The following is an 18102-nucleotide window of genomic DNA, read 5'->3' as shown; positions in this document are numbered from 1 at the left end:
CGTGCTGGCCTGGCATGTCGAGCAGCATCCGCAGCGTACCCATATCCAGTTCTACAGCGACCAGGGCAGTGGCGAGACGCTCAGCTATGTGCAACTGTGGCAGGGCGCCAGCGCTGTCGCCGCCGGTCTGCAGCAGTTCGGTCTGGCGCCGGGTCAGACCGCATCGCTGATGCTGCCGACCGGACGGGATTATTTCGTGACCTTCTTCGGCATCCTGCTGGCCGGTGCCATACCGGTTCCGATCTATCCGCCACTGCGCCGCAGCCAGCTCGAAGACCATCTCGGCCGCCAGGCCGGCATCCTCGACAACGCCCAGGCAAAACTGCTGATCGCCCCCGCCGAGGCCGCCGCCCTGACCCGCCTGCTCAAGGCCCAGGTGCCGGGGCTGAGGGCCGTGGTCACCACGGCGGCACTGGAAAGGGCCGCAACGACAGCGCTCCAAGCGGTCCCGTCAAAGGCCGACGATATCGCCCTGCTGCAATATACCTCCGGCAGCACCGGCAACCCCAAGGGGTGATCCTGAGCCATGCCAATCTGCTGAGCAATATTCGCACGGCCGGCCGGGTGATCGGCGCGGACAGCCGGGACGTCTTCGTCAGCTGGCTGCCGCTCTACCACGACATGGGACTGATCGGCGCCTGGCTCGGCAGCCTCTACCATGCCGCACAGCTGGTCAGCCTGCCGCCCGAAGCTTTCCTCGGCCGCCCCTCCCGCTGGCTGCAGGCACTGAGCCGTCATGGAGGCACCCTGTCGGCCGCGCCCAACTTCGCCTATGAACTCTGTCTCGGCAAGGTACCGGATGCGATGCTCGGCGAGCTCGACCTGAGTCGCTGGAGGCTGGCGCTCAATGGCGCCGAGGCGGTCAATCCGCGCACGCTACGCGACTTTTCCCGCCGCTTCGCCGGCTGCGGCTTCAGCGCCACGGCGATGTATCCGGTCTACGGCCTGGCCGAATGCAGCGTTGCCCTGGCCTTCCCGGCCCCCGGTACCGAGCCGGTCATCGACCGCGTGCGGCGCGATACCCTGATGCGTGAAGGTCGTGCCCTCCCGGCTGCGGGTCCGGACGAGGACAGCCTCGAATTCGTCTGCTGCGGCCAGGCCCTGCCCGGCCACCAGCTCCGGATCTGCGACGAGACCGGCCGAGAGCTGCCGTACCGGCAGCAGGGCCGGCTGCAGTTCCGCGGCCCCTCGGCCACCAGCGGCTATTACCGCAATGCCACGGCAACGGCGAAGCTCTTCTGCGGCGACTGGCTCGACACCGGCGACCTGGCCTACATGGGCGAACAGGGGGTTCATATCACCGGCCGCAGCAAGGACCTGATCATCCGTGCCGGCCGCAACCTCTACCCCGAGGAGCTGGAAGCCGCCGTCGGCGAAATCCCGGGGCTTCGCCGCGGCCGCGTCGCCGCCTTCGGCGTGCGGGACAACGGCAGCGGCACCGAGCGGCTGGTCATCATGGCCGAATCCCGTGCCCGCGACGACGGGGAACGTGAACGCCTGCGCCGGGAAACCGTATCGCGGGTCACCCGGCTGATCGGCGAGCCCCCGACGATGTCGTGCTGCTTGCGCCCGGCATCCTGCTCAAGACGTCGAGCGGCAAGCTGCGCCGCTCCGATTGCCGGGAGCGCTATCGCCGCGGCGACTACCGCATCCGCGCCCCCTGGTGGCAGCTGACCCGGTTGCTGCTGAAAACGACGGTACCGCTATTGCGGCGTTTTCGCCGCACAGCCGGCAATCATCTGTTTGCCGGCTATGCCCTCGCCACCGGTCTTGTGCTGGCCGCCCTGGCGTTCGCCTCGATCCTCCTGCTGCCGGGACTGGAACGTCGCTGGCATGCCCTGCACCGGCTGACCCGCCTCTGGGCCTGGCTGACCCGCACTCCGCTTCGCGTGACGGGCCTCGAACAGCTCCCGGCCACGGGTCCCTGTGTACTGGTTGCGAACCACGCCAGCTATCTGGATGCGTTCGTCATGCTGGCAACGCTGCGCCAGCCCATCAGTTTCGTCGCCAAGGAGGAGCTGCGCGACAATCTGCTTCTTCGCACCCTGCTGGAGCGGCTGGCGGTTCAGTACGTCAACCGCCAGGACCCGGAGCAGAGCCTGACCGATGCCCGCAGTACCTTGCTCCGGGTGCAGCAGGGCGGACGGCTGCTGTTCTTTCCCGAGGGCACCCTGCAGGACAGCCCCGGGCTGATGCCATTCAAAATGGGCGCTTTCGCTTGCGCCGCCGAAACCGGCGCGCCGCTGATTCCGGTCGCGATACAGGGCACCCGCTCGATCCTGCGCGGCCAGCGCTGGTATGGCTATCGGGGCGAAATCGGCCTGGTGATCGGCGCGCCCGTTCCGGTACCGTCGGAGAACCTGGACAGCAGCGACGCCTGGTCCCGGGCCCTGGCGCTGCGAAAGGCGGCCCGGACCCATATCCTCGAGCATTGCCGGGAGCCGGACCTGGCCCGCTGACGCGATATTGTCCGGCAGTAGCGATGCTGTAAACTGGACCCAACCCATGCATCCGATAAGCCATACTTATGTCACGCAAAATCAGGCTCCCCCGCTGGCGACACTGCAGGCATTCGAGGCGTCGGCCCGGCTTGGCAATTTCACGGCCGCGGCCCGCGAACTGGACAGCACCCAGTCCGCGATAAGCCAGCATATACGCCGGCTGGAGCAGGACCTGGGCGTCACGCTTTTCTATCGCCAGTACCGTGGCGTGCGCCTGACCGAAACCGGCGAACAGCTGCTCGAAGACGTGTCCGATGGCCTGTCCCGGATTGCCAGGGGCATTGCCGCTGCACAACAGGACAGCAGCCACGACGTGATCAATGTCGCCACGGACTTCGCGCTGGCGGCCTTCTGGCTGCTGCCCCGGCTCTCGGGATTCCGTGACGCCCACCCCGACGTCGAAGTGCGGGTGGTAACGGCCCAGCAGCGGATTACACCCGATCAGGCGAATATCGACATTGCCATACTGTTTGGCGATGGACAGGACGACCGGGCGCCCTCGCGGCTGCTGATGCGTGAATCGGTGGTGCCGGTCTGCAGCCCGGCTCTGCTCGAACGGCATGGGCCCGTCAACAGTGCCGGCGAGCTGAGCCGGCTGCCTCTGCTGCAGCTGGAAGCGGAATACGACGCCAAGTGGTTCAACTGGCCGCGACTGTTCACCCTGCTTGGCATACGCGAGCGGCCCAGGGAACCGGACCTGGTGTTCAACAACTATACGCTGTTGCTGCAGGCTGCCATTGCCGGCCAAGGCGCCGCCATAGGCTGGTTGCCGATGGTCGACTCGATGCTGGATTCGGGTCTGCTGGTGCCGGTCATTCCGGAACGAACGACCTCGGCCTACGGCTATCATCTGGTGCTGCCCGCCACCAAGGCGGTGTCGCCAATGGTGCAGAAGTTCGCCGACTGGCTGATCCGCGAAAGTCAAAACGCTGGCGGGAGCGGTGACGAAAAGCGGGCCTGAATCCGGTCGAAACGTTTAGGGCAGGTCGAACAGCAGCCCCCGTGCCCCCGCATACCGGCTCGCAGATCCAGTTCGACCAGTTCATCGAGCCGCACGCCATCGCCGGCATTCAGAGAGGTTCCGTTCACCTCGATGTCACCCTCCACAAGGTGAACATACTGTCTGCGCCCCGTCTCCAGCGTCTGGCCGAGCGTCTGCCCAGGCGCCAGCAGCAACTGATACAGATACACATCCTGGCGAACGTGCAAACTGCCTTGCGCGCCGGACGGGCTGGCCACCAGCGTCAGTCCCGGGTTACCGCCGAAGCCCTTTTGCTGATAGCGGGGGCGCCGCCTAGCTGATCCGGTTCGATCCAGATTTGCAGAAAGCGCACCGGCTCCGAGCCAGAAGCGTTGTATTCGCTGTGACGAATACCTGAGCCGGCCGACATCAACTGGAACTCCCCCGCCGGAAGACAATGGACATTGCCTTCACTGTCGCGATGTTCGAGCGCGCCCTCGAGCACCAGGCTGATGATTTCCATGTTGCGGTGACCGTGGGTACCGAATCCTGCGCCGGGCGCTACCCGGTCCTCGTTGATCACGCGCAGTACCGAGTGCCCCATCTGCCCGGGATCGTAATAGCCTGCAAAGCTGAAACTGTGCCGGCTGTCGAGCCAGCCGTGGTTTCCACGGCCGCGCTCGTCGGCGTAACGAATCTCGATCATGAAACCTCCTCAGCTCTGCGTCTCTGTGATCAGGCGATCGAGGCTGAGACGGCCGGCACCGGAGATCAACAGGGACAGGGAACCTGCCAGCAGCGCCAGACCGAATTCGTAACCGTTGTTGCTCATGAACAGACCGTTTGCGAAATGCACCGAGAAGATCGCCACCAGCATCGTCACGGCCAGCACCAGCGCGGTCGGCCGGGTCAGCAGGCCCGCCAGCAGGAAGAGCCCGCCAAAGAACTCCGCAGAGCCGGCCAGCAATGCCATCAGGAAACCGGGTTCGAGACCGATCGACGCCATCCACTGTCCGGTTCCTTCCAGCCCGTATCCTCCAAACCAGCCGAACAGTTTCTGCGCGCCGTGGGCGGCGAAGATCAGCCCCAGCGGCAGACGCAGTGCAAGCCCAGACCAGTGCTGGCCGGCATCGATAACAGTGTGCAGTGATTTCATGCTGTTTTCCTCTTGGTAGCGGGTTGATGAAACCACTATAGAGAGACCTCTCGAGGGAAAAAACCGGAGCTTTTCGAGTCTTTAGTTCAGTAATACTGAATAATAACCCGAACGGATCGGGCCCGCCGGGAGCCTTCCGGGGCATGGTGCTGTTCGGTGATCATCCGATGCGGGTGTCGTCGAAACGAAGCGTGCAGCGCCATGTCGCTCCAGCTTGTGCCCGGAACCGAATCGGTCCAAACTGGTGCCCTGCGGCGTCATGAGGCAGTGGTCGCTACCGCGCGATTGCGCAGACCTCGCTGAAAGGACGGATCGATGGACGCTTTCTTTTCGTTGAGCAGATACAGATGGCAACAGACTTCTGCCGTGACCTGGAATTCGCGACCCTCGTCGGGCGCACCGGCAACAGGACCCTTGTCCCGCTGTCGGAACGCAGACGGGTGACTAGCCTTGGGGTCCGGTCCAGGGCGTATCAGGCGCGGCAGTGATCCCATGAAAGCGACGGCTCAAGTGCCCCTTGAAAATTTTACCGACCTCCTTCTGGATGCGATCTGTGTCGTTGATCGTGACGGCAATTTTCTCTATGTGAGCGCGGCCAGCGAAAAAATCTTTGGTTATCGCCCCGATGAAATGATCGGCAGGAACATGATCACCTTCATTCATCCCGGTGATAGAAAAAGAACACTCAATGCCGTCAACGAGATCATGGCCGGCGAACCCAAGCCTCATTTTGAAAATCGCTATGTCCGCAAGGACGGCAGCACGGCCCATATCATGTGGTCTGCCCGCTGGTCCGAGTCAGATCGGGTCCGGGTCGCCGTCGCCCGGGACGTCACCGAACGAAAACATGCCGAGTCCCTGCAGGCTGCAATATACGCAATCTCGGATGCGGCAAACATTCTGGGTGATCTGGAAGGGCTATTTCAGCGCATTCATCAGGTCGTCGATGACCTCTTATGTGCCACCAATTTCGTCGTCGCCGTTTATGATGCGCAAATGCAGGGACTCGACTTCCCGTATCAGGCGCACCCCTTTCGCTCAGCGCCCCATGTCGAAGCGCTGATATCCAGCCTACTGACAGACCGGGTGATTCATGCCGGACAGAGCCTGCTGTTGACATCCGACGACCTGTTATCGCAGTTCAATGAGCCGATCAGTCCGGACATCGCAAACTGGCTTGCGGTTCCAATCAAGTCGCAAAACGAAGTTTTCGGCGCACTGCTGGTACTAAGTTCGGCAGACCATATGCGATTCAGTGAACAGGACATGGAGCTGCTCCAGTTTGTCGCGGCCCAGGTTGCCACCGCGATGGAGCGCAAAAAAATCGTTCTCAGGCTGGAACACATGGCTCAGTATGACCAGTTGACGGACCTGCCCAATCGCACGCTCTTTCTGGACCGTCTGCAAACGGCCTTGAGAAAAGCACACCGGAGCCGGACACGGCTGGCGGTACTCTATCTGGACCTTGATAAATTCAAACAGGTCAATGACACCTATGGTCATATCGTCGGTGACAGGCTGCTGCAGGAAGTGGCACGTCGCCTGACCGGCTGCATACGTGAATCGGATACCGTCTCCCGCCTGGGCGGCGATGAATTTGTTGTTCTGCTGGAGAACATTCGGCAGTCCGGCGATGTGGAACGGGTTGCCGGGAAAATTCATCTGGCGTTATCCGCCCGCTACGATTTTCCCGGGGCATCGTTTCAGATTTTCACGAGTATCGGCACCGCCCTCTACCCGGACAATGGAACCTCAGAGCTGGAGCTGATGAGTTATGCCGACAACGCCATGTATAAAACCAAAAAGATGTCGCTTTCAGCCGAAGATGGGCCGCGCCCTCCGGAAGGCGCCGGAATCACCGACCAGGCGCTAATTCGGGGCTGATATGCCGGTGCGCAGGACTTGTTCTATTTTTTCAGGGGCCGGATCACCCCTTCCAGCCCCTCGATCTTGACCTCGAGCGTCAGCGCCAGCAACTGCCCGAGCCGGCCTGCGGGCAAGCCCTTCTTCCTGAACCAGAGCAGGTACTCCTCGGGCAGGTCGATCAGCATACGCCCGGCATATTTGCCAAACGGCATCGGCATGCGGGCGATATCCAGCAGATCCTGTTTCTCAAACATCGAAATTCATGCATCCTGTCTGTTGTATACAGCTCTATTTTTTCGCAGCGTCGGTAGCGATATGCGACCCTCGTTTCTTGCGCCACTGCCAGTTCTTGCTCCGATGGCCCCATCGCTGACCGGACCATGCGCGGAAGGCGTAACGACCGCAGTGTCTCTCCGCTTCCCGGGACGCGATAAATTGGGCTCCCACACTCTACACTGTGTATCAGCCACGCAAAACAGGTCTCCGTCCACTTTTCATAGAGGTTTGCCATGGGCCAACAGATCGATTACTACCTCAGTTCCATTTCCCCTTTCACCTACCTCGGCCATGCAAGGCTGCTGCAGACCGCAGCCGATGCCGGGGCGAACATCCGCTATCTGCCGATCCGCCTGGGCCCGGTATTCACCGCGTCCGGCGCCAAGCCATTGAACGAAAGGCCGCAGCCTCGCCGCGACTACCGGCTGGTAGAACTCGAACGCTGGTCGAAAAAGCGTGCCCGCCCCTGAACCTGCAGCCACGCTTCTTCCCGGCAGACCCCTCTCTGGCCGATCGCTGCATCATCGCGCTGCAGGAGGCGCGGCAGGACCCGGCCGCCTTCGTAGAGCAGGTGCTCACGGCCTGCTGGCAGGAAGATCGCAATATTGCCGACCCGGACATACTGCTGGATCTGCTTGAACACTGCGGCCAGGATGGGGCGAAGGTGATGCTCAGCGCAGAGGCCGACGAGATTGCCGCGATTTACGACAGCAATACCGAACAGGCAATCGAATTCGGCATCCTCGGCGTGCCGGCCTATGTATTCAACGGCGAGCAGTTCTGGGGCCAGGACCGACTGGAGCTGCTGGCCGATGCACTCACCGAGATCAACCAGGAGGCAACATGATCGAGCTCTACCACAGTCCGACACCCAACGGCCAGAAGGTTGCCATCATGCTCGAGGAATGCGGCCTGGCCTATAAAGTGCACCCGATCGATATCACCCGGGGCGACCAGTTCGATCCGGCGTTCCTGAAAATCTCGCCCAACAACAAGATTCCGGCCATCGTCGATACCGATGGTCCCGGCGGTGAGCCGATCTCGGTATTCGAGTCCGGCGCGATCCTGATGTACCTGGGTCGCAAGACAGGGAAACTCTATCCGCAGGACGAGCGCCGGCGTGTCGAGGTCGAGCAGTGGCTGATGTGGCAGGTGGGCGGCCTGGGCCCGATGGCCGGTCAGGCCCATCATTTCCGCGGCTACGCGCCCGAGAAGATCGAATACGCCATCGAGCGTTACACCAACGAGGTGAACCGGTTGTACGAAGTGATGGATGACCGCCTGGCGGATCGCGACTATCTGGCCGGCGACTACTCGATTGCCGATATCGCCTGTGTCGGCTGGATTCGCTCGCACGAAAAACAGGGGCAGGACCTTGAGGAATTTCCCAGTCTGAAGGCGTGGTACGAGCGCATGCTGGCGCGTTCCGCCGTGGCAAGGGGACTGGAACTCGGTCGCGACGACAGCCAGGGCGACCGCATCGCCCAGGACCCAGACGTCCGGAAAGTTCTGTTCGGCCAGCGCGCCCGACACCATGGAAAAAACGTATAGGGCGACATCTAACGGCGTGGGCACCCGGTCCTCCGGGCATCTACAGCTTGCCGCTCAAACAATGCTATGCTCAGTGGGCTTTGTAACCCAACATCGATAATGAACAAGGATCCGAACATGGCCTCCATTACCCTGCAAGGCAACCCGGTAGAAACCTGCGGCGAGCTGCCCGCCGTCGGCAGCCAGGCACCGGACTTCACCCTGGTGAAATCCGATCTCAGCGAAGTCTCCCTCGGCGACTACCGGGGCCAGAAGCTGGTACTGAATATCTTCCCGTCGATCGATACGCCGACCTGCGCCACTTCGGTCCGTACCTTCAACAAGAAAGCGGCTGACAGCGGTATCAATGTCCTCTGCGTCTCGGCCGACCTGCCGTTCGCCTCCGCCCGCTTCTGCGGCGCCGAAGGCATCGACAAGGTCGCGACCGCCTCCACTTTCCGCTCGAGCTTCGGTCAGGATTACGGTCAAACCATCACCGGCGGCGCTCTGCAGGGCATTCTCGCCCGTGCCGTAGTGGTGATCGACGAAAACGGCAAGGTCGTGCACACTGAACAGGTTTCGGAAATCGCCAGCGAGCCCGATTACGAGGCGGCATTGAACGCTCTCTGATGAGTACAGGGTGGCTATTTAATCGCGCCTGACCCGCCGGGCGATGAAGTGGGAGATCCGCGGTGGCCCTTCACCGAGGTGGAAGGTCTTCTTGCGCTCCCACAGCGCCCGGTCGTGGGCCGTGACCCGCTCGTGCTGGCGCATGTGCTCGACCCAGGAGCCGTCGACGAAATACTCGATGAAACGCCCGGGCTCGACCACATCCTGGAACAGCTCCCAGGACAGGGCGCCATTGCGCAGCCGGCTGCGCCGGCTTTCCTGCATCAGCGCCTTGAAGGCATCGGCCTGCCCGGGATCGATACGGTATTCGATCTGCACCATCACCGGCCCCTGGTGTGGCGCGATCGGCAGGGTCGTCTCCGGCATGTCCCAGAACGGTTCGGGCGTCAGGTCCGGGCCCGCATCCGACTCCAGCTGAATCCGTCGAACCAGCAGTAACACCAGCAGCGCGGCACCTGCGGCGATGCCGAGACTGGTGCGCGTATCGCTGAGACTGGCCACCTGCCCCCAGAGCGCGGCGCCGAGGGCGCTGCCGCCCATCATCGCCATCTGATAGATCGACATGCCCCGCGCCCGCACCCAGTCCGGCAGCGCCAGCTGCACGCTGACGGTGATGGAATTGGCGGTCGCCAGCCAGGTCATGCCCGCCAGCAGCAATGCCGGCAAGGCCAGCCAGAGGTTCGGCGCCAGTGCCAGTCCCAGGGTCGCCAGCGCATTCAGCGCCGTGCTGTACTGGGCGACCGCGTCACGCCCGAACAGCTGGCGTACCCGCGGCAACAGCACCACCGACAGGATGGCACCGCCGCCCATCGTTGCCAGCAGCAGGCTGTAGGTTCCGGCATTGCCGCCGGGCAGTTGTTTCGCGATCACCGGCAGCAGTGCCAGGGTCGCGATCGAGAACAGGAAAAACGAGAAGCCACGCAGCAGCAGGCCCCGCAGTTCCGGCGACTGCCGGGCGTACTGGAACCCGACCCGCAGCGCGCCGAAGAATCGCTCGGCCGGCAGCGCGCTGACCTTGCGCTCGCGTTGCCAGCGCAGCAGCGCCAGCGCCACCCCGATCGACAACAGGGCATTGAGCAGGAACACCCAGGCACCGCCGGCCGAGGCGATGATGGCACCGGCGATCACCGGCCCGACCACGCGCGAGGCATTCATCGCCACCCCGTTGAGTGCCAGCGCCTTGCCCAGCTCGCCCCGGGGCACCAGCTCCGGCACCAGCGCCGCGAATACCGGCCAGCGCATCGCCAGACCGATGCCGTTGGCAAAGGTCAGCGACAACAGCAGCATGGGTGTCAGTACGCCAGCGAGCGCTACGATGCACAGCAGCACCGCCACCGCCGCGACCCAGAGCTGGGTGGCGATAAAGTAGCGCCGCCGGTCGAGGATATCGGCCAGGGCTCCGCTCGGCGCGCCGAGCAGAAACACCGGCAGGGTGGCCGCCGCCTGCACCAGCGCCACCATCACCGGCTCGCCACTGAGGGACGTCATCAGCCAGGCCGCCGTGACGTCGTTCATCCACATGCAGAGGTTGGCGGTGAGCCAGGCGATCCAGAGCATCCGGAACACCGGCTGGCGCAGCGGCGTCCAGGCCGAACCGGGTGTGGCATTAGCGGATAGGCGGACTGAAGGCGATGACAAAACGGCTGACCCCTTCGCCAGAAGGCGACATGTTGGCACAGTATACGCCAGCACACCCGTTCAGCCCCGGACTGGCGCCTTCATTCCAAAATATCGAGGGACAGAAGGAGTCGCCCACGTCCTCCGGAGTCACCGCCGGCAAGCGGTGTACACCCCGCCTCCTTCGTTGCCGAACCAGCCATTGCCCTTGAGCAGTGCCACATCGCCCGCCATAAGCTGACGGTACTCATGCTCCTTGCCATACTCCTGCTGCCGCTGTTCAAGGTTGAACAGTCCTGAACTCAGGGCAATCGCACTACCTGACGACTGCGAGTGCCAGTCCGGGCCGGCGGTACCGTTTCCGGGCGACACGCTTTACGTCGTCCCTGAGCGCTCGGCTGCCGCCCTCCCTGGCGGCAGACGGTCGCCCTGAAGCGGTACCCCCACCCCTCGACAGCGCGGTGCCAACCGACAGGCGCACCGAACCCGGCTCGCTACCCGACAATGGCCAGGCAAGCCGGCGGCGAGAACCCTCAGTGCACTCGCGGCGTCAGCTGCAGCACCGAGGCCCGGAAGGCGTCGTCATAGGCAGCACGCAGCCGCTTATTCTTGACCCCGGGTTTGGAGCCCCTGGCCTGGCGCAGGAGGTTCAGGGCGAAGCGCCGGATGAGGGCCAGCACATAGTCGCCACCGCCCTCGGTGATCTGCCGGGCCACCGTTTTCTGACAGCCGATAGCGTCGATCGTCACCGTGACGCCGTCCAGGTCGAACAAGGACAGGATCTCGGGCAGGGCCGTGATCTCGTTCGCCTTCGCGTCCACCCGGCGTTGAGCCACCAACAGGCGAGCCTCACAGGACCAGGCATGAAGCAGGTGCAGTGCACGAGCCGCTGAACCACGGTGGGAGCGGCGGACGGTTTTGCCGTCCAGTGCCAGTTGATCCAGCCTGTCGCCGCCGATTCGGGCATGGGCGGCCCAATCGAAAAACGCCGCCTCGAACGCCTCCGGGTCGATCAGGGAAAAGACGCGCCCGAAGGTGTCGTGGGAGGGGATGCCGTTGGGCAGCGGCAAGAATTGTCGCAACCAGTCCTCCTTGGTACGGCCAAATTCTGCCACGGCTTCCCCGTCATCCATGCCGGAGAGTATTGCACAAAGGGCGATACCGAGGATGTCCGACAGCCCATGCAGCTTGTTTTGCGTGGTCCGGCGCGGATCGGGGAGGGATTCGAAGAAAGGCTTGGGGTTCGGCAGCATGGCAACGGTTGCTGCAAATGCCGGAACTAAGCCGTTTTCGTACCGGCACCGGGCTCGCCGAGGCTGATGTGGTCGGGTCTGGCTGACCGTCTGCCGCCAGGACGGCGGCAGCCGAGCCCTCAGGGACGAGTTCACGGCGTGTCAGACAGGCCCGACCACATCGACCCTGACGATCTTGTCATCGCCTCGTGATAGTGCGATTGCCCTGGTCCTGAACTCCTCCGCGATAGAGACCGACCTTGCGTTGTTATAATATAACAACATCATCATAACCGTTCGCTTTTTAGCGGCAAACCGTCCGGTGGAATTTCATAGCGACTGAAGAGGATCCGTGTCCCGCATGAACAGCGCCCTCAATCTCCCCCTGCCTGACCCGGACAGCTCCAATCTTCCCCCTGTTGGCGGGAACCTCGACGCCGTTGGCATGTCCGGCCTCGCCCTTCCGTTTACGCTTGCCGTTGCCGAACGCGGCGAGGTCCCCTGCCAGGGCGCGGCGAGCTTTTACGTCAGCCTGAGCGATCCGCACGCAAAGGGCATCCACATGTCACGGCTCTACCTGTTGCTGGACGCCTTTGCAGGTAGCACGGCGGTGACACCGACCAGTCTCCGGCGGTTTCTGGAGCAGGCGCTCTGCAGCAGTCGTTCCAAGACCGCGCCAGCCTCTCGGTCACCGAGGTCCACGACTGGTTGCAGCACCAGGGCGGTAGCTGGGCGACACCGCACAGCCAGCGCTCCTTTGCCAAGGTCCGGGTCCGGCTGGCCGGCATCGACACTTTTCCGCTTGAGCGGCTGATCGGTATCATCGAGAGCGCCCTGCAGACGCCAGTGCAGACAGCGGTCAAACGGGAGGACGAACAGGCTTTCGCCCGGCTCAACGGCCAGAACCTGATGTTCTGCGAAGATGCCGCGCGACGCATCCAGGCCGCGCTCAATGGCACAGACTTCCGGATCAGGGTGGAGCACCAGGAAAGCCTGCATGCCCATGATGCGGTGGCCATGGCCGTCAAGGCTATCCCCGGCGGCTATGACGTCACCTGGTGAGTTAGTCGGGGTCCGCGCCGTCGGAGGCAAAGGCGCCTTCGGCGCCTATGGTGGGTTGCGCCGCTGCGCACAGGGTACCACTCGGAAAGCACAAAGCGATGGCGGCTACACCCACCCTACGGCCGTAGCCAGGCTCATGCCGATTCCTTTACCGCTGATTTGGCGACATCCACCACCAAGCGGCGGATCCATTCGTGCGCTCGGTTCTGTTGCAGCAGCGGACTCCAGGCCATCTTCAGCTCGAACTTCGGAATCTCGAACGGTGGCGTACGCATCAGCAGGCGCGGATTGTTCTTCTGCAACAGCGCCGCACGGGTCGGTATCGTCACCACCAGGTTCTTCTGTTCCGCCATCTGGGCGGCGGACTGATAGTGCCGGGTGAAGACGGTAATGTGACGCTGACGGCCGAATTTTTCAGCGCCTCGTCGACCCAGCCCAGGCGCTTGATGTCCTGAGGCGTAATCCCCATGCTTGCGCCCATGCCGGTCTTGCTGACCCAGACATGGTCGGACTCGAGATAGGATTCGAGACTGTAACTGGCTGCCAGGGCATTGTCGCGGCTGAACAGGCAGCAGAAACTGTCCCACCAGAGCGTCACCTGATGAAACGCCTGGGGCATGCTGTCGAACCGGTTGATCACCAGATCCACATGGCCCTGCTCCACATCCTGAAAGCTCATGTCGCTCGGGGTCAGGATATCGAGCACCACCCCCGGCGCGGTATCGGCCAGGCGATCCAGCACCAGCGGTATCAGCGTCGACTCGCCGTAGTCGCTGGTCATGATGCGGAAGACGCGGTCGCTGGACGCGGCATCGAAACGCGCGCTGGGCTCCACGGCCTGCTCGACCGTGGCCAGCACGCTGCGTATCACCGGCTGCAACCCCAGCGCCCGCTCGGTCGGCATCATGCCTTCGCTGGTCCGCACCAGCAGCGGGTCGGAAAAAGTTTCGCGCAGCCGGCGCAGGCCATTGCTCATCGCCGGCTGGGTAATGCCCAGAAGACTCGCGGCGCGCGTTACGTTGCGCTCGCGCAGCAGCACATCGAGATAGACCAGCAGATTCAGATCCAGCCGCTCCAGATTCATTGTCGACTCCCCCGCGCAAAGCCAGATATCATCGGCAGTTGAGACAAATATTTTTCTCCTGAATGTTACAAATAGAACCCATTTATTTCAATTATGATCGAGACCGGCATAGTATGGATCTCGAACAACAACTACAGCAGCCAAGTCAGCGGCTGAACCACAACCGAGGGATCTAGCATGTCTAACTACCGCCAAGAGATCGACGCCATCGCCAGCCTCCGCGCCGCCATGGGTGACGGCTGGAGAGCCATCAACCCGGAATCGGCCGCCCGCATGAAACTGCAGAACCGTTTCAACACCGGCCTCGATATCGCCAAGTACACCGCCAAGATCATGCGCCAGGACATGGCTGACTACGATGCCGACACCGCCGCCTACACCCAGTCCCTGGGCTGCTGGCACGGCTTCATCGGTCAGCAGAAACTGATCTCCATCAAGAAGCACTTCGGCACCACCCAGAAGCGCTACCTGTACCTCTCCGGCTGGATGGTCGCTGCCCTGCGTTCCCAGTTCGGCCCGCTGCCCGACCAGTCGATGCACGAGAAAACCGCCGTTTCCGGCCTGATCGCGGAGCTCTACACCTTCCTGAAACAGGCGGATGCCTGGGAACTGAACCACCTGTTCCGCGACCTGGATGCCGCCCGCGAAGCCGGCGACAAGGCCAAAGAAGAAGCGCTGGTCAGCCAGATCGACAACTTCGAGACCCATATTGTACCGATCATTGCCGATATTGACGCAGGTTTCGGTAATGCCGAAGCGACCTACCTGCTGGCCAAGCAGATGATCGAAGCCGGCGCCTGCTGCATCCAGATCGAAAACCAGGTCTCCGACGAGAAGCAGTGCGGCCACCAGGATGGCAAGGTCACCGTGCCGCACGAGGACTTCCTCGCCAAGATCAACGCCGTGCGCTACGCCTTCCTCGAACTGGGCGTCGACGACGGTGTCATCGTCGCCCGTACCGACTCCCTGGGTGCCGGCCTGACCAAGCAGATCGCCGTGACCAAGGAGCCGGGCGACCTGGGCGACCTGTACAACAGCTTCATCGACGGTGACGAGATCAACAGTGCCGACGATATCGCCAACGGCGACGTGGTCATCAAGCAGAACGGCAAGCTGGTGCGTCCCAAGCGCCTGGCCTCCGGTCTGTTCCAGTTCAAGGCCGGTTCCGGCGAAGACCGCGTCGTGCTGGACTGCATCACCTCGCTGCAGAACGGTGCCGACCTGCTGTGGATCGAAACCGAGAAGCCCCACGTCGGCCAGATCGCCGCCATGGTCAACCGCATCCGCGAAGTGGTGCCGAACGCCAAGCTGGTCTACAACAACAGCCCGTCGTTCAACTGGACCCTGAACTTCCGTCAGCAGGTCTTCGATGCCTGGAGCCAGGCCGGCAAGGACGTCTCCGCCTACGACCGCGCCGCACTGATGAGCGTCGAATACGACGACACCGAGCTGGCGGCCGAAGCCGATGCCCGCATCCAGAACTTCCAGGCCGATGCCTCCCGTGAAGCCGGTATCTTCCACCACCTGATCACGCTGCCGACTTATCACACCGCGGCCCTGTCGACCGACACCCTGGCCAAGGGCTACTTCGGCAAGGAAGGCATGCTGGCCTACGCCGGTGGCGTCCAGCGCCGCGAGCTGCGCGAAGGTATCGCCACCGTCAAGCACCAGGACATGGCCGGCTCCAACATCGGCGACGACCACAAGGAATACTTCGCCGGCGAAGCCGCGCTGAAGGCCGGTGGCAAGGACAACACGATGAACCAGTTCGGCTGATAGCCAACGCCTGATCACACCTCGAGATCAGCATCCCACAGGGGCGGAACGCAAGTTCCGCCCCTTTTTGTGCCCGTTCGCTCGCAGAGCGAGCTCCCACGGAACCCAACCCCAGGTGGGAGCCCGGCCCTCCGGGCGAATCACGCCCTTCAGCGCCCGGCCGGCGGCTCCTTTTTGTCGGTACGGCGCCTTCGTGGCGACGTCGCCTTTTCCGGCTTGCCAATGGCTCCAGACGCCGCCAGCCCCAGCAGTCGGCGGAACGTCGGGCACTCCATATGGCTCGGCGCCGAGCAAACGGCGGCATGACGCAGCCCGTCACGCATCGCCGTCAACTTGCGAATAGACCTGTCGAGTTCTTCCGCCTTGTCTGCCAGCACCTGCTTGTCGATCCTGGGGCGTCCGTCAGCCCCTAACATTCCGGCGATCTCGTCCAATGAAAATCCCGCAGAACGGCCCAGCGCGATCAGTGCCAGCTGCTCCAGCACCCTGGCGCCGAAAAGTCGACGCAGGCCCTGCCTCCCAATGGACGTGATCAACCCCTTTTCCTCGTAGAAGCGCAGCGTCGAGGCGGGAAGTCCGGAACGCTTCGAGACTTCGGTGATATCCATAATCCGGCCCTTGACCTCAAGTGAACTTGAAGTTGTACGCTAGCACTACTTACCCAACTGGACAAACGCTGGAGAGCTTCATGGATTACGTAGGATTGACGCTGCTCATCGGGATCGGCGCTACGGCGGTGATGGATTTATGGGGGATCCTTCGCAAGCCATTGCTCGGCATCGCGCTCCCCAACTATGGCTTGGTGGGCCGCTGGTTCGCCCACATGGCTGACGGGCACTTTCGACATGAGTCCATCGCGGCCGCGGCTCCGGTACGCGGCGAACGATTGATCGGCTGGGCCGTCCATTACCTGACCGGTATCGCTTTCGCGGCCTTGCTGATAGCTATCTGGGGAATCGAATGGGTCCGGCAGCCCACGCCTGGCCCTGCACTGATTGTCGGCATTGGTACCGTTCTCGCCCCTTTCCTGTTGATGCAACCGGGCATGGGCGCCGGCATTGCCGCATCCCGAACACCGCGTCCCGGCGCTGCTCGTCTACAGAGCCTCCTCACACATGCAGTTTTTGGTTTCGGCCTGTATGCGACAGCCTGGGTGGCCCGGAGCTTTTACTCGCCTTGAACAGCTTCGGGTTGACCACCATTCTATCCATCACAACCATACCAGGAGAATGAAGTGCGTATTCCTGCTCGTTTCGCGCCCATCCTTTTCAGTGCCCTGCTCTCTGCCATCATGGTCTGCATCGTCTCTGCTTTCGTCCTTTTGATCTCACAGGGGATGATCCACCCGGTATTTTTTGACCAGTAGGTCAGGAGCTGTGTCACGACATGGCCCGTGGTCTTTCCAACGGTCGCAATCGTGGCCCCCTTGGTACGCCGGCTAGTCGGTCGAATAACCGCCTGATTTGCAAGTGCGGAGCGGACTTCTGCTTACAAACGAAAAAAGCGGCGCCCTGAAATCAGAGGCCGCGTTTTTTCGGGGGTACTGCTGGTATGGATTCGTCAGCCCTGCTGGCGCAGCTTGCGGCCGTGGAAGACGTAGCCGATCAAATTCATCAGCACCTGAGCGGCCAGGATGCTGGTGCTGCCGGTGTGGTCGTAGTCCGGCGCCACTTCGCACAGGTCGATGCCGACCACGTCGCCGCTGAACGCCACACCCTGCAGGATCTCCATCACCTCGTAGTAGGTGAAGCCGCCGTGGCTCGGGGTGCCGGTGCCGGCGCGATCGACGGGTCGAAGCCGTCGATGTCGATGGTGATGTAGTAGTTGACCCCTTTCGGAATCAGATCCAACACGCCCTGGGTGCCGAGCCGACGCACGTCGCGTACCGACAGGATGGTGGAGCCCGCATCTTCCGCCGCCTTGTGGTCGGCGCGGTTGGACGACGACACATTGCGGATGCCGAGCTGGGTCATGCCGGTGACGAACTCCTGCTCCGAGGCGCGGCGAATCGGGTTGCCGTGGCCGAAACGCACGCCGTGACGCTCGTCGACGAAGTCGAGGTGAGCGTCGATCTGGATGATGTGGATCGGCCCACGGCCCTCGAAGGCACGGATGCAGGGGGCGTTGACCGAGTGGTCACCACCGACGATCACCGGCAGCGCGCCGGATTCGAGGATCTTGCGCACACCGTACTCGATGTTGGCATGGCTCTTCTCGGTGTCGGTATGGATCATGTCGGCATCGCCGATGTCGACGATGTTGACGCCTTCCAGATAGAGAGTGTCCTCCTCGTAGGAGTAGGCGCCGCCGTGGCCGAAGGAAAACAGCGTCGAAGCTTCGCGTACGGAGCGGGGCCCCATGCGCGCGCCGGAACGCCACTGGGTACCGCAGTCGAAGGGGGCGCCCATAAA

Annotated in this window: 19 protein-coding genes and 4 pseudogenes; 13 read left to right on the top strand and 10 right to left on the bottom strand. The window is 62.8% G+C overall.

Annotated features, from left to right (window positions below; genetic code table 11):
* Position 1 precedes the first annotated feature (1 nt).
* From ACFQDL_RS19290 to ACFQDL_RS19280, 3 genes and pseudogenes are all read left to right on the top strand, one after another.
* A pseudogene (locus tag ACFQDL_RS19290) lies at positions 2-1674 on the top strand (fatty acyl-AMP ligase).
* Positions 1557-2459, top strand: a complete 903-nt coding sequence (locus ACFQDL_RS19285; protein ID WP_379910435.1) for a lysophospholipid acyltransferase family protein — start codon at positions 1557-1559, stop codon at positions 2457-2459. The pseudogene ACFQDL_RS19290 and the gene ACFQDL_RS19285 overlap by 118 nt, the downstream one beginning before the upstream one ends.
* 46 nt (positions 2460-2505) lie before the next feature.
* Positions 2506-3462: a choline sulfate utilization transcriptional regulator gene (locus tag ACFQDL_RS19280; protein WP_379910434.1), complete on the top strand. Its 957-nt coding sequence runs from the start codon at positions 2506-2508 to the stop codon at positions 3460-3462.
* Here ACFQDL_RS19280 and ACFQDL_RS19275 read toward each other — a convergent pair.
* The 3 genes from ACFQDL_RS19275 to ACFQDL_RS19265 are packed head-to-tail and all read right to left on the bottom strand — an operon-like array spanning position 3423 to position 4618.
* Complete coding sequence (locus ACFQDL_RS19275) at positions 3423-3740, bottom strand: pirin family protein (protein WP_379910433.1); 318 nt, start codon at positions 3738-3740, stop codon at positions 3423-3425. The genes ACFQDL_RS19280 and ACFQDL_RS19275 overlap by 40 nt on opposite strands.
* 5 nt (positions 3741-3745) lie before the next feature.
* Positions 3746-4168 carry a pirin family protein gene (locus ACFQDL_RS19270; RefSeq protein WP_379910432.1) on the bottom strand — a complete coding sequence of 141 codons (423 nt, stop codon included), beginning with the start codon at positions 4166-4168 and terminating at the stop codon, positions 3746-3748.
* Between the two features lie 9 nt (positions 4169-4177).
* Positions 4178-4618 carry a DoxX family protein gene (locus ACFQDL_RS19265; RefSeq protein WP_379910431.1) on the bottom strand — a complete coding sequence of 147 codons (441 nt, stop codon included), beginning with the start codon at positions 4616-4618 and terminating at the stop codon, positions 4178-4180.
* Positions 4619-5110: 492 nt separating this feature from the next.
* Here ACFQDL_RS19265 and ACFQDL_RS19260 point away from each other — a divergent pair, with 492 nt between their 5' ends.
* A complete protein-coding gene (locus ACFQDL_RS19260; protein ID WP_379910430.1) occupies positions 5111-6502 on the top strand; it encodes a diguanylate cyclase domain-containing protein in 1392 nt (463 codons plus the stop codon).
* A gap of 23 nt (positions 6503-6525) precedes the next feature.
* Here ACFQDL_RS19260 and ACFQDL_RS19255 read toward each other — a convergent pair whose 3' ends face one another.
* Positions 6526-6738, bottom strand: a complete 213-nt coding sequence (locus tag ACFQDL_RS19255; protein WP_379910429.1) for a DUF3820 family protein — start codon at positions 6736-6738, stop codon at positions 6526-6528.
* A 255-nt stretch (positions 6739-6993) separates the two neighbouring features.
* Here ACFQDL_RS19255 and ACFQDL_RS19250 point away from each other — a divergent pair, with 255 nt between their 5' ends.
* From ACFQDL_RS19250 to tpx, 4 genes are all read left to right on the top strand, one after another.
* Complete coding sequence (locus tag ACFQDL_RS19250; protein WP_379913191.1) at positions 6994-7230, top strand: DsbA family protein; 237 nt, start codon at positions 6994-6996, stop codon at positions 7228-7230.
* Positions 7125-7607: a 2-hydroxychromene-2-carboxylate isomerase gene (locus ACFQDL_RS19245; protein ID WP_379913189.1), complete on the top strand. Its 483-nt coding sequence runs from the start codon at positions 7125-7127 to the stop codon at positions 7605-7607. Before ACFQDL_RS19250 ends, ACFQDL_RS19245 begins: the two co-directional genes overlap by 106 nt.
* Positions 7604-8311, top strand: a complete 708-nt coding sequence (locus tag ACFQDL_RS19240; protein WP_379910428.1) for a glutathione S-transferase family protein — start codon at positions 7604-7606, stop codon at positions 8309-8311. Before ACFQDL_RS19245 ends, ACFQDL_RS19240 begins: the two co-directional genes overlap by 4 nt.
* A 117-nt stretch (positions 8312-8428) precedes the next feature.
* Positions 8429-8920 carry a thiol peroxidase gene (gene tpx, locus ACFQDL_RS19235; RefSeq protein ID WP_379910427.1) on the top strand — a complete coding sequence of 164 codons (492 nt, stop codon included), beginning with the start codon at positions 8429-8431 and terminating at the stop codon, positions 8918-8920.
* Positions 8921-8938: 18 nt separating this feature from the next.
* Here the strand turns inward: tpx and ACFQDL_RS19230 are convergent, their stop codons facing one another.
* The 3 genes from ACFQDL_RS19230 to ACFQDL_RS19220 form a co-directional block, all read right to left on the bottom strand.
* The gene (locus ACFQDL_RS19230) at positions 8939-10558 is read right to left on the bottom strand and encodes an MFS transporter (protein WP_379910426.1); all 1620 of its coding nucleotides are present in this window, start codon (positions 10556-10558) and stop codon (positions 8939-8941) included.
* Between the two features lie 129 nt (positions 10559-10687).
* A complete protein-coding gene (locus ACFQDL_RS19225; protein WP_379910425.1) occupies positions 10688-10909 on the bottom strand; it encodes a DUF1826 domain-containing protein in 222 nt (73 codons plus the stop codon).
* Between the two features lie 161 nt (positions 10910-11070).
* Positions 11071-11790: an ISAs1 family transposase gene (locus tag ACFQDL_RS19220; protein ID WP_379910424.1), complete on the bottom strand. Its 720-nt coding sequence runs from the start codon at positions 11788-11790 to the stop codon at positions 11071-11073.
* A 340-nt stretch (positions 11791-12130) separates the two neighbouring features.
* On the opposite strand from ACFQDL_RS19220, the gene ACFQDL_RS19215 reads away from it, so the two are divergent.
* Positions 12131-12583 carry a GTP cyclohydrolase, FolE2/MptA family gene (locus ACFQDL_RS19215; protein ID WP_379913187.1) on the top strand — a complete coding sequence of 151 codons (453 nt, stop codon included), beginning with the start codon at positions 12131-12133 and terminating at the stop codon, positions 12581-12583.
* Positions 12478-12831 (top strand): GTP cyclohydrolase, FolE2/MptA family, encoded by a 354-nt coding sequence (locus tag ACFQDL_RS19210; RefSeq protein ID WP_379910423.1) that lies wholly within the window; start codon positions 12478-12480, stop codon positions 12829-12831. The genes ACFQDL_RS19215 and ACFQDL_RS19210 overlap by 106 nt, the downstream gene beginning before the upstream one ends.
* Before the next feature lie 134 nt (positions 12832-12965).
* Here ACFQDL_RS19210 and ACFQDL_RS19205 read toward each other — a convergent pair.
* Positions 12966-13915: pseudogene (locus ACFQDL_RS19205) on the bottom strand (LysR family transcriptional regulator).
* 177 nt (positions 13916-14092) lie between these two features.
* Between ACFQDL_RS19205 and ACFQDL_RS19200 the strand changes: the two are divergent.
* Positions 14093-15691, top strand: a complete 1599-nt coding sequence (locus ACFQDL_RS19200; RefSeq protein WP_379910422.1) for an isocitrate lyase — start codon at positions 14093-14095, stop codon at positions 15689-15691.
* 149 nt (positions 15692-15840) lie between these two features.
* Here the strand turns inward: ACFQDL_RS19200 and ACFQDL_RS19195 are convergent, their stop codons facing one another.
* Complete coding sequence (locus ACFQDL_RS19195; RefSeq protein WP_379910421.1) at positions 15841-16299, bottom strand: helix-turn-helix domain-containing protein; 459 nt, start codon at positions 16297-16299, stop codon at positions 15841-15843.
* 80 nt (positions 16300-16379) lie between these two features.
* Between ACFQDL_RS19195 and ACFQDL_RS19190 the strand changes: the two genes are divergently transcribed.
* Positions 16380-16871 (top strand): DUF2938 domain-containing protein, encoded by a 492-nt coding sequence (locus tag ACFQDL_RS19190; protein ID WP_379910420.1) that lies wholly within the window; start codon positions 16380-16382, stop codon positions 16869-16871.
* Between the two features lie 201 nt (positions 16872-17072).
* Positions 17073-17153, top strand: a pseudogene (locus ACFQDL_RS19185) (DUF2798 domain-containing protein); the annotation flags it as partial.
* 98 nt (positions 17154-17251) lie between these two features.
* Here the strand turns inward: ACFQDL_RS19185 and ACFQDL_RS19180 are convergent.
* A pseudogene (locus ACFQDL_RS19180) lies at positions 17252-18099 on the bottom strand (agmatinase).
* Positions 18100-18102 lie beyond the last annotated feature (3 nt).

Origin of the sequence: Marinobacterium aestuariivivens, assembly GCF_042661465.1 — a bacterium.
Taxonomy (GTDB): Bacteria; Pseudomonadota; Gammaproteobacteria; order Pseudomonadales; family Balneatricaceae; genus Marinobacterium_A; species Marinobacterium_A aestuariivivens.
The sequence above is the reverse complement of the archived record's forward strand: the minus strand, read 5'-3'. Positions and strand labels throughout refer to the sequence as shown.

What these genes read in the sequence shown, in the direction of transcription:
- ACFQDL_RS19280 (WP_379910434.1), top strand. Translation starts at nt 2,506, where the DNA reads ATGCATCCGATAAGCCATACTTATGTCACGCAAAATCAGGCTCCCCCG.
- ACFQDL_RS19270 (WP_379910432.1), bottom strand. Translation starts at nt 4,168, where the DNA reads ATGATCGAGATTCGTTACGCCGACGAGCGCGGCCGTGGAAACCACGGC.
- ACFQDL_RS19265 (WP_379910431.1), bottom strand. Translation starts at nt 4,618, where the DNA reads ATGAAATCACTGCACACTGTTATCGATGCCGGCCAGCACTGGTCTGGG.
- ACFQDL_RS19260 (WP_379910430.1), top strand. Translation starts at nt 5,111, where the DNA reads ATGAAAGCGACGGCTCAAGTGCCCCTTGAAAATTTTACCGACCTCCTT.
- ACFQDL_RS19255 (WP_379910429.1), bottom strand. Translation starts at nt 6,738, where the DNA reads ATGTTTGAGAAACAGGATCTGCTGGATATCGCCCGCATGCCGATGCCG.
- ACFQDL_RS19250 (WP_379913191.1), top strand. Translation starts at nt 6,994, where the DNA reads ATGGGCCAACAGATCGATTACTACCTCAGTTCCATTTCCCCTTTCACC.
- ACFQDL_RS19240 (WP_379910428.1), top strand. Translation starts at nt 7,604, where the DNA reads ATGATCGAGCTCTACCACAGTCCGACACCCAACGGCCAGAAGGTTGCC.
- tpx (WP_379910427.1), top strand. Translation starts at nt 8,429, where the DNA reads ATGGCCTCCATTACCCTGCAAGGCAACCCGGTAGAAACCTGCGGCGAG.
- ACFQDL_RS19220 (WP_379910424.1), bottom strand. Translation starts at nt 11,790, where the DNA reads ATGCTGCCGAACCCCAAGCCTTTCTTCGAATCCCTCCCCGATCCGCGC.
- ACFQDL_RS19215 (WP_379913187.1), top strand. Translation starts at nt 12,131, where the DNA reads ATGAACAGCGCCCTCAATCTCCCCCTGCCTGACCCGGACAGCTCCAAT.
- ACFQDL_RS19200 (WP_379910422.1), top strand. Translation starts at nt 14,093, where the DNA reads ATGTCTAACTACCGCCAAGAGATCGACGCCATCGCCAGCCTCCGCGCC.
- ACFQDL_RS19195 (WP_379910421.1), bottom strand. Translation starts at nt 16,299, where the DNA reads ATGGATATCACCGAAGTCTCGAAGCGTTCCGGACTTCCCGCCTCGACG.
- ACFQDL_RS19190 (WP_379910420.1), top strand. Translation starts at nt 16,380, where the DNA reads ATGGATTACGTAGGATTGACGCTGCTCATCGGGATCGGCGCTACGGCG.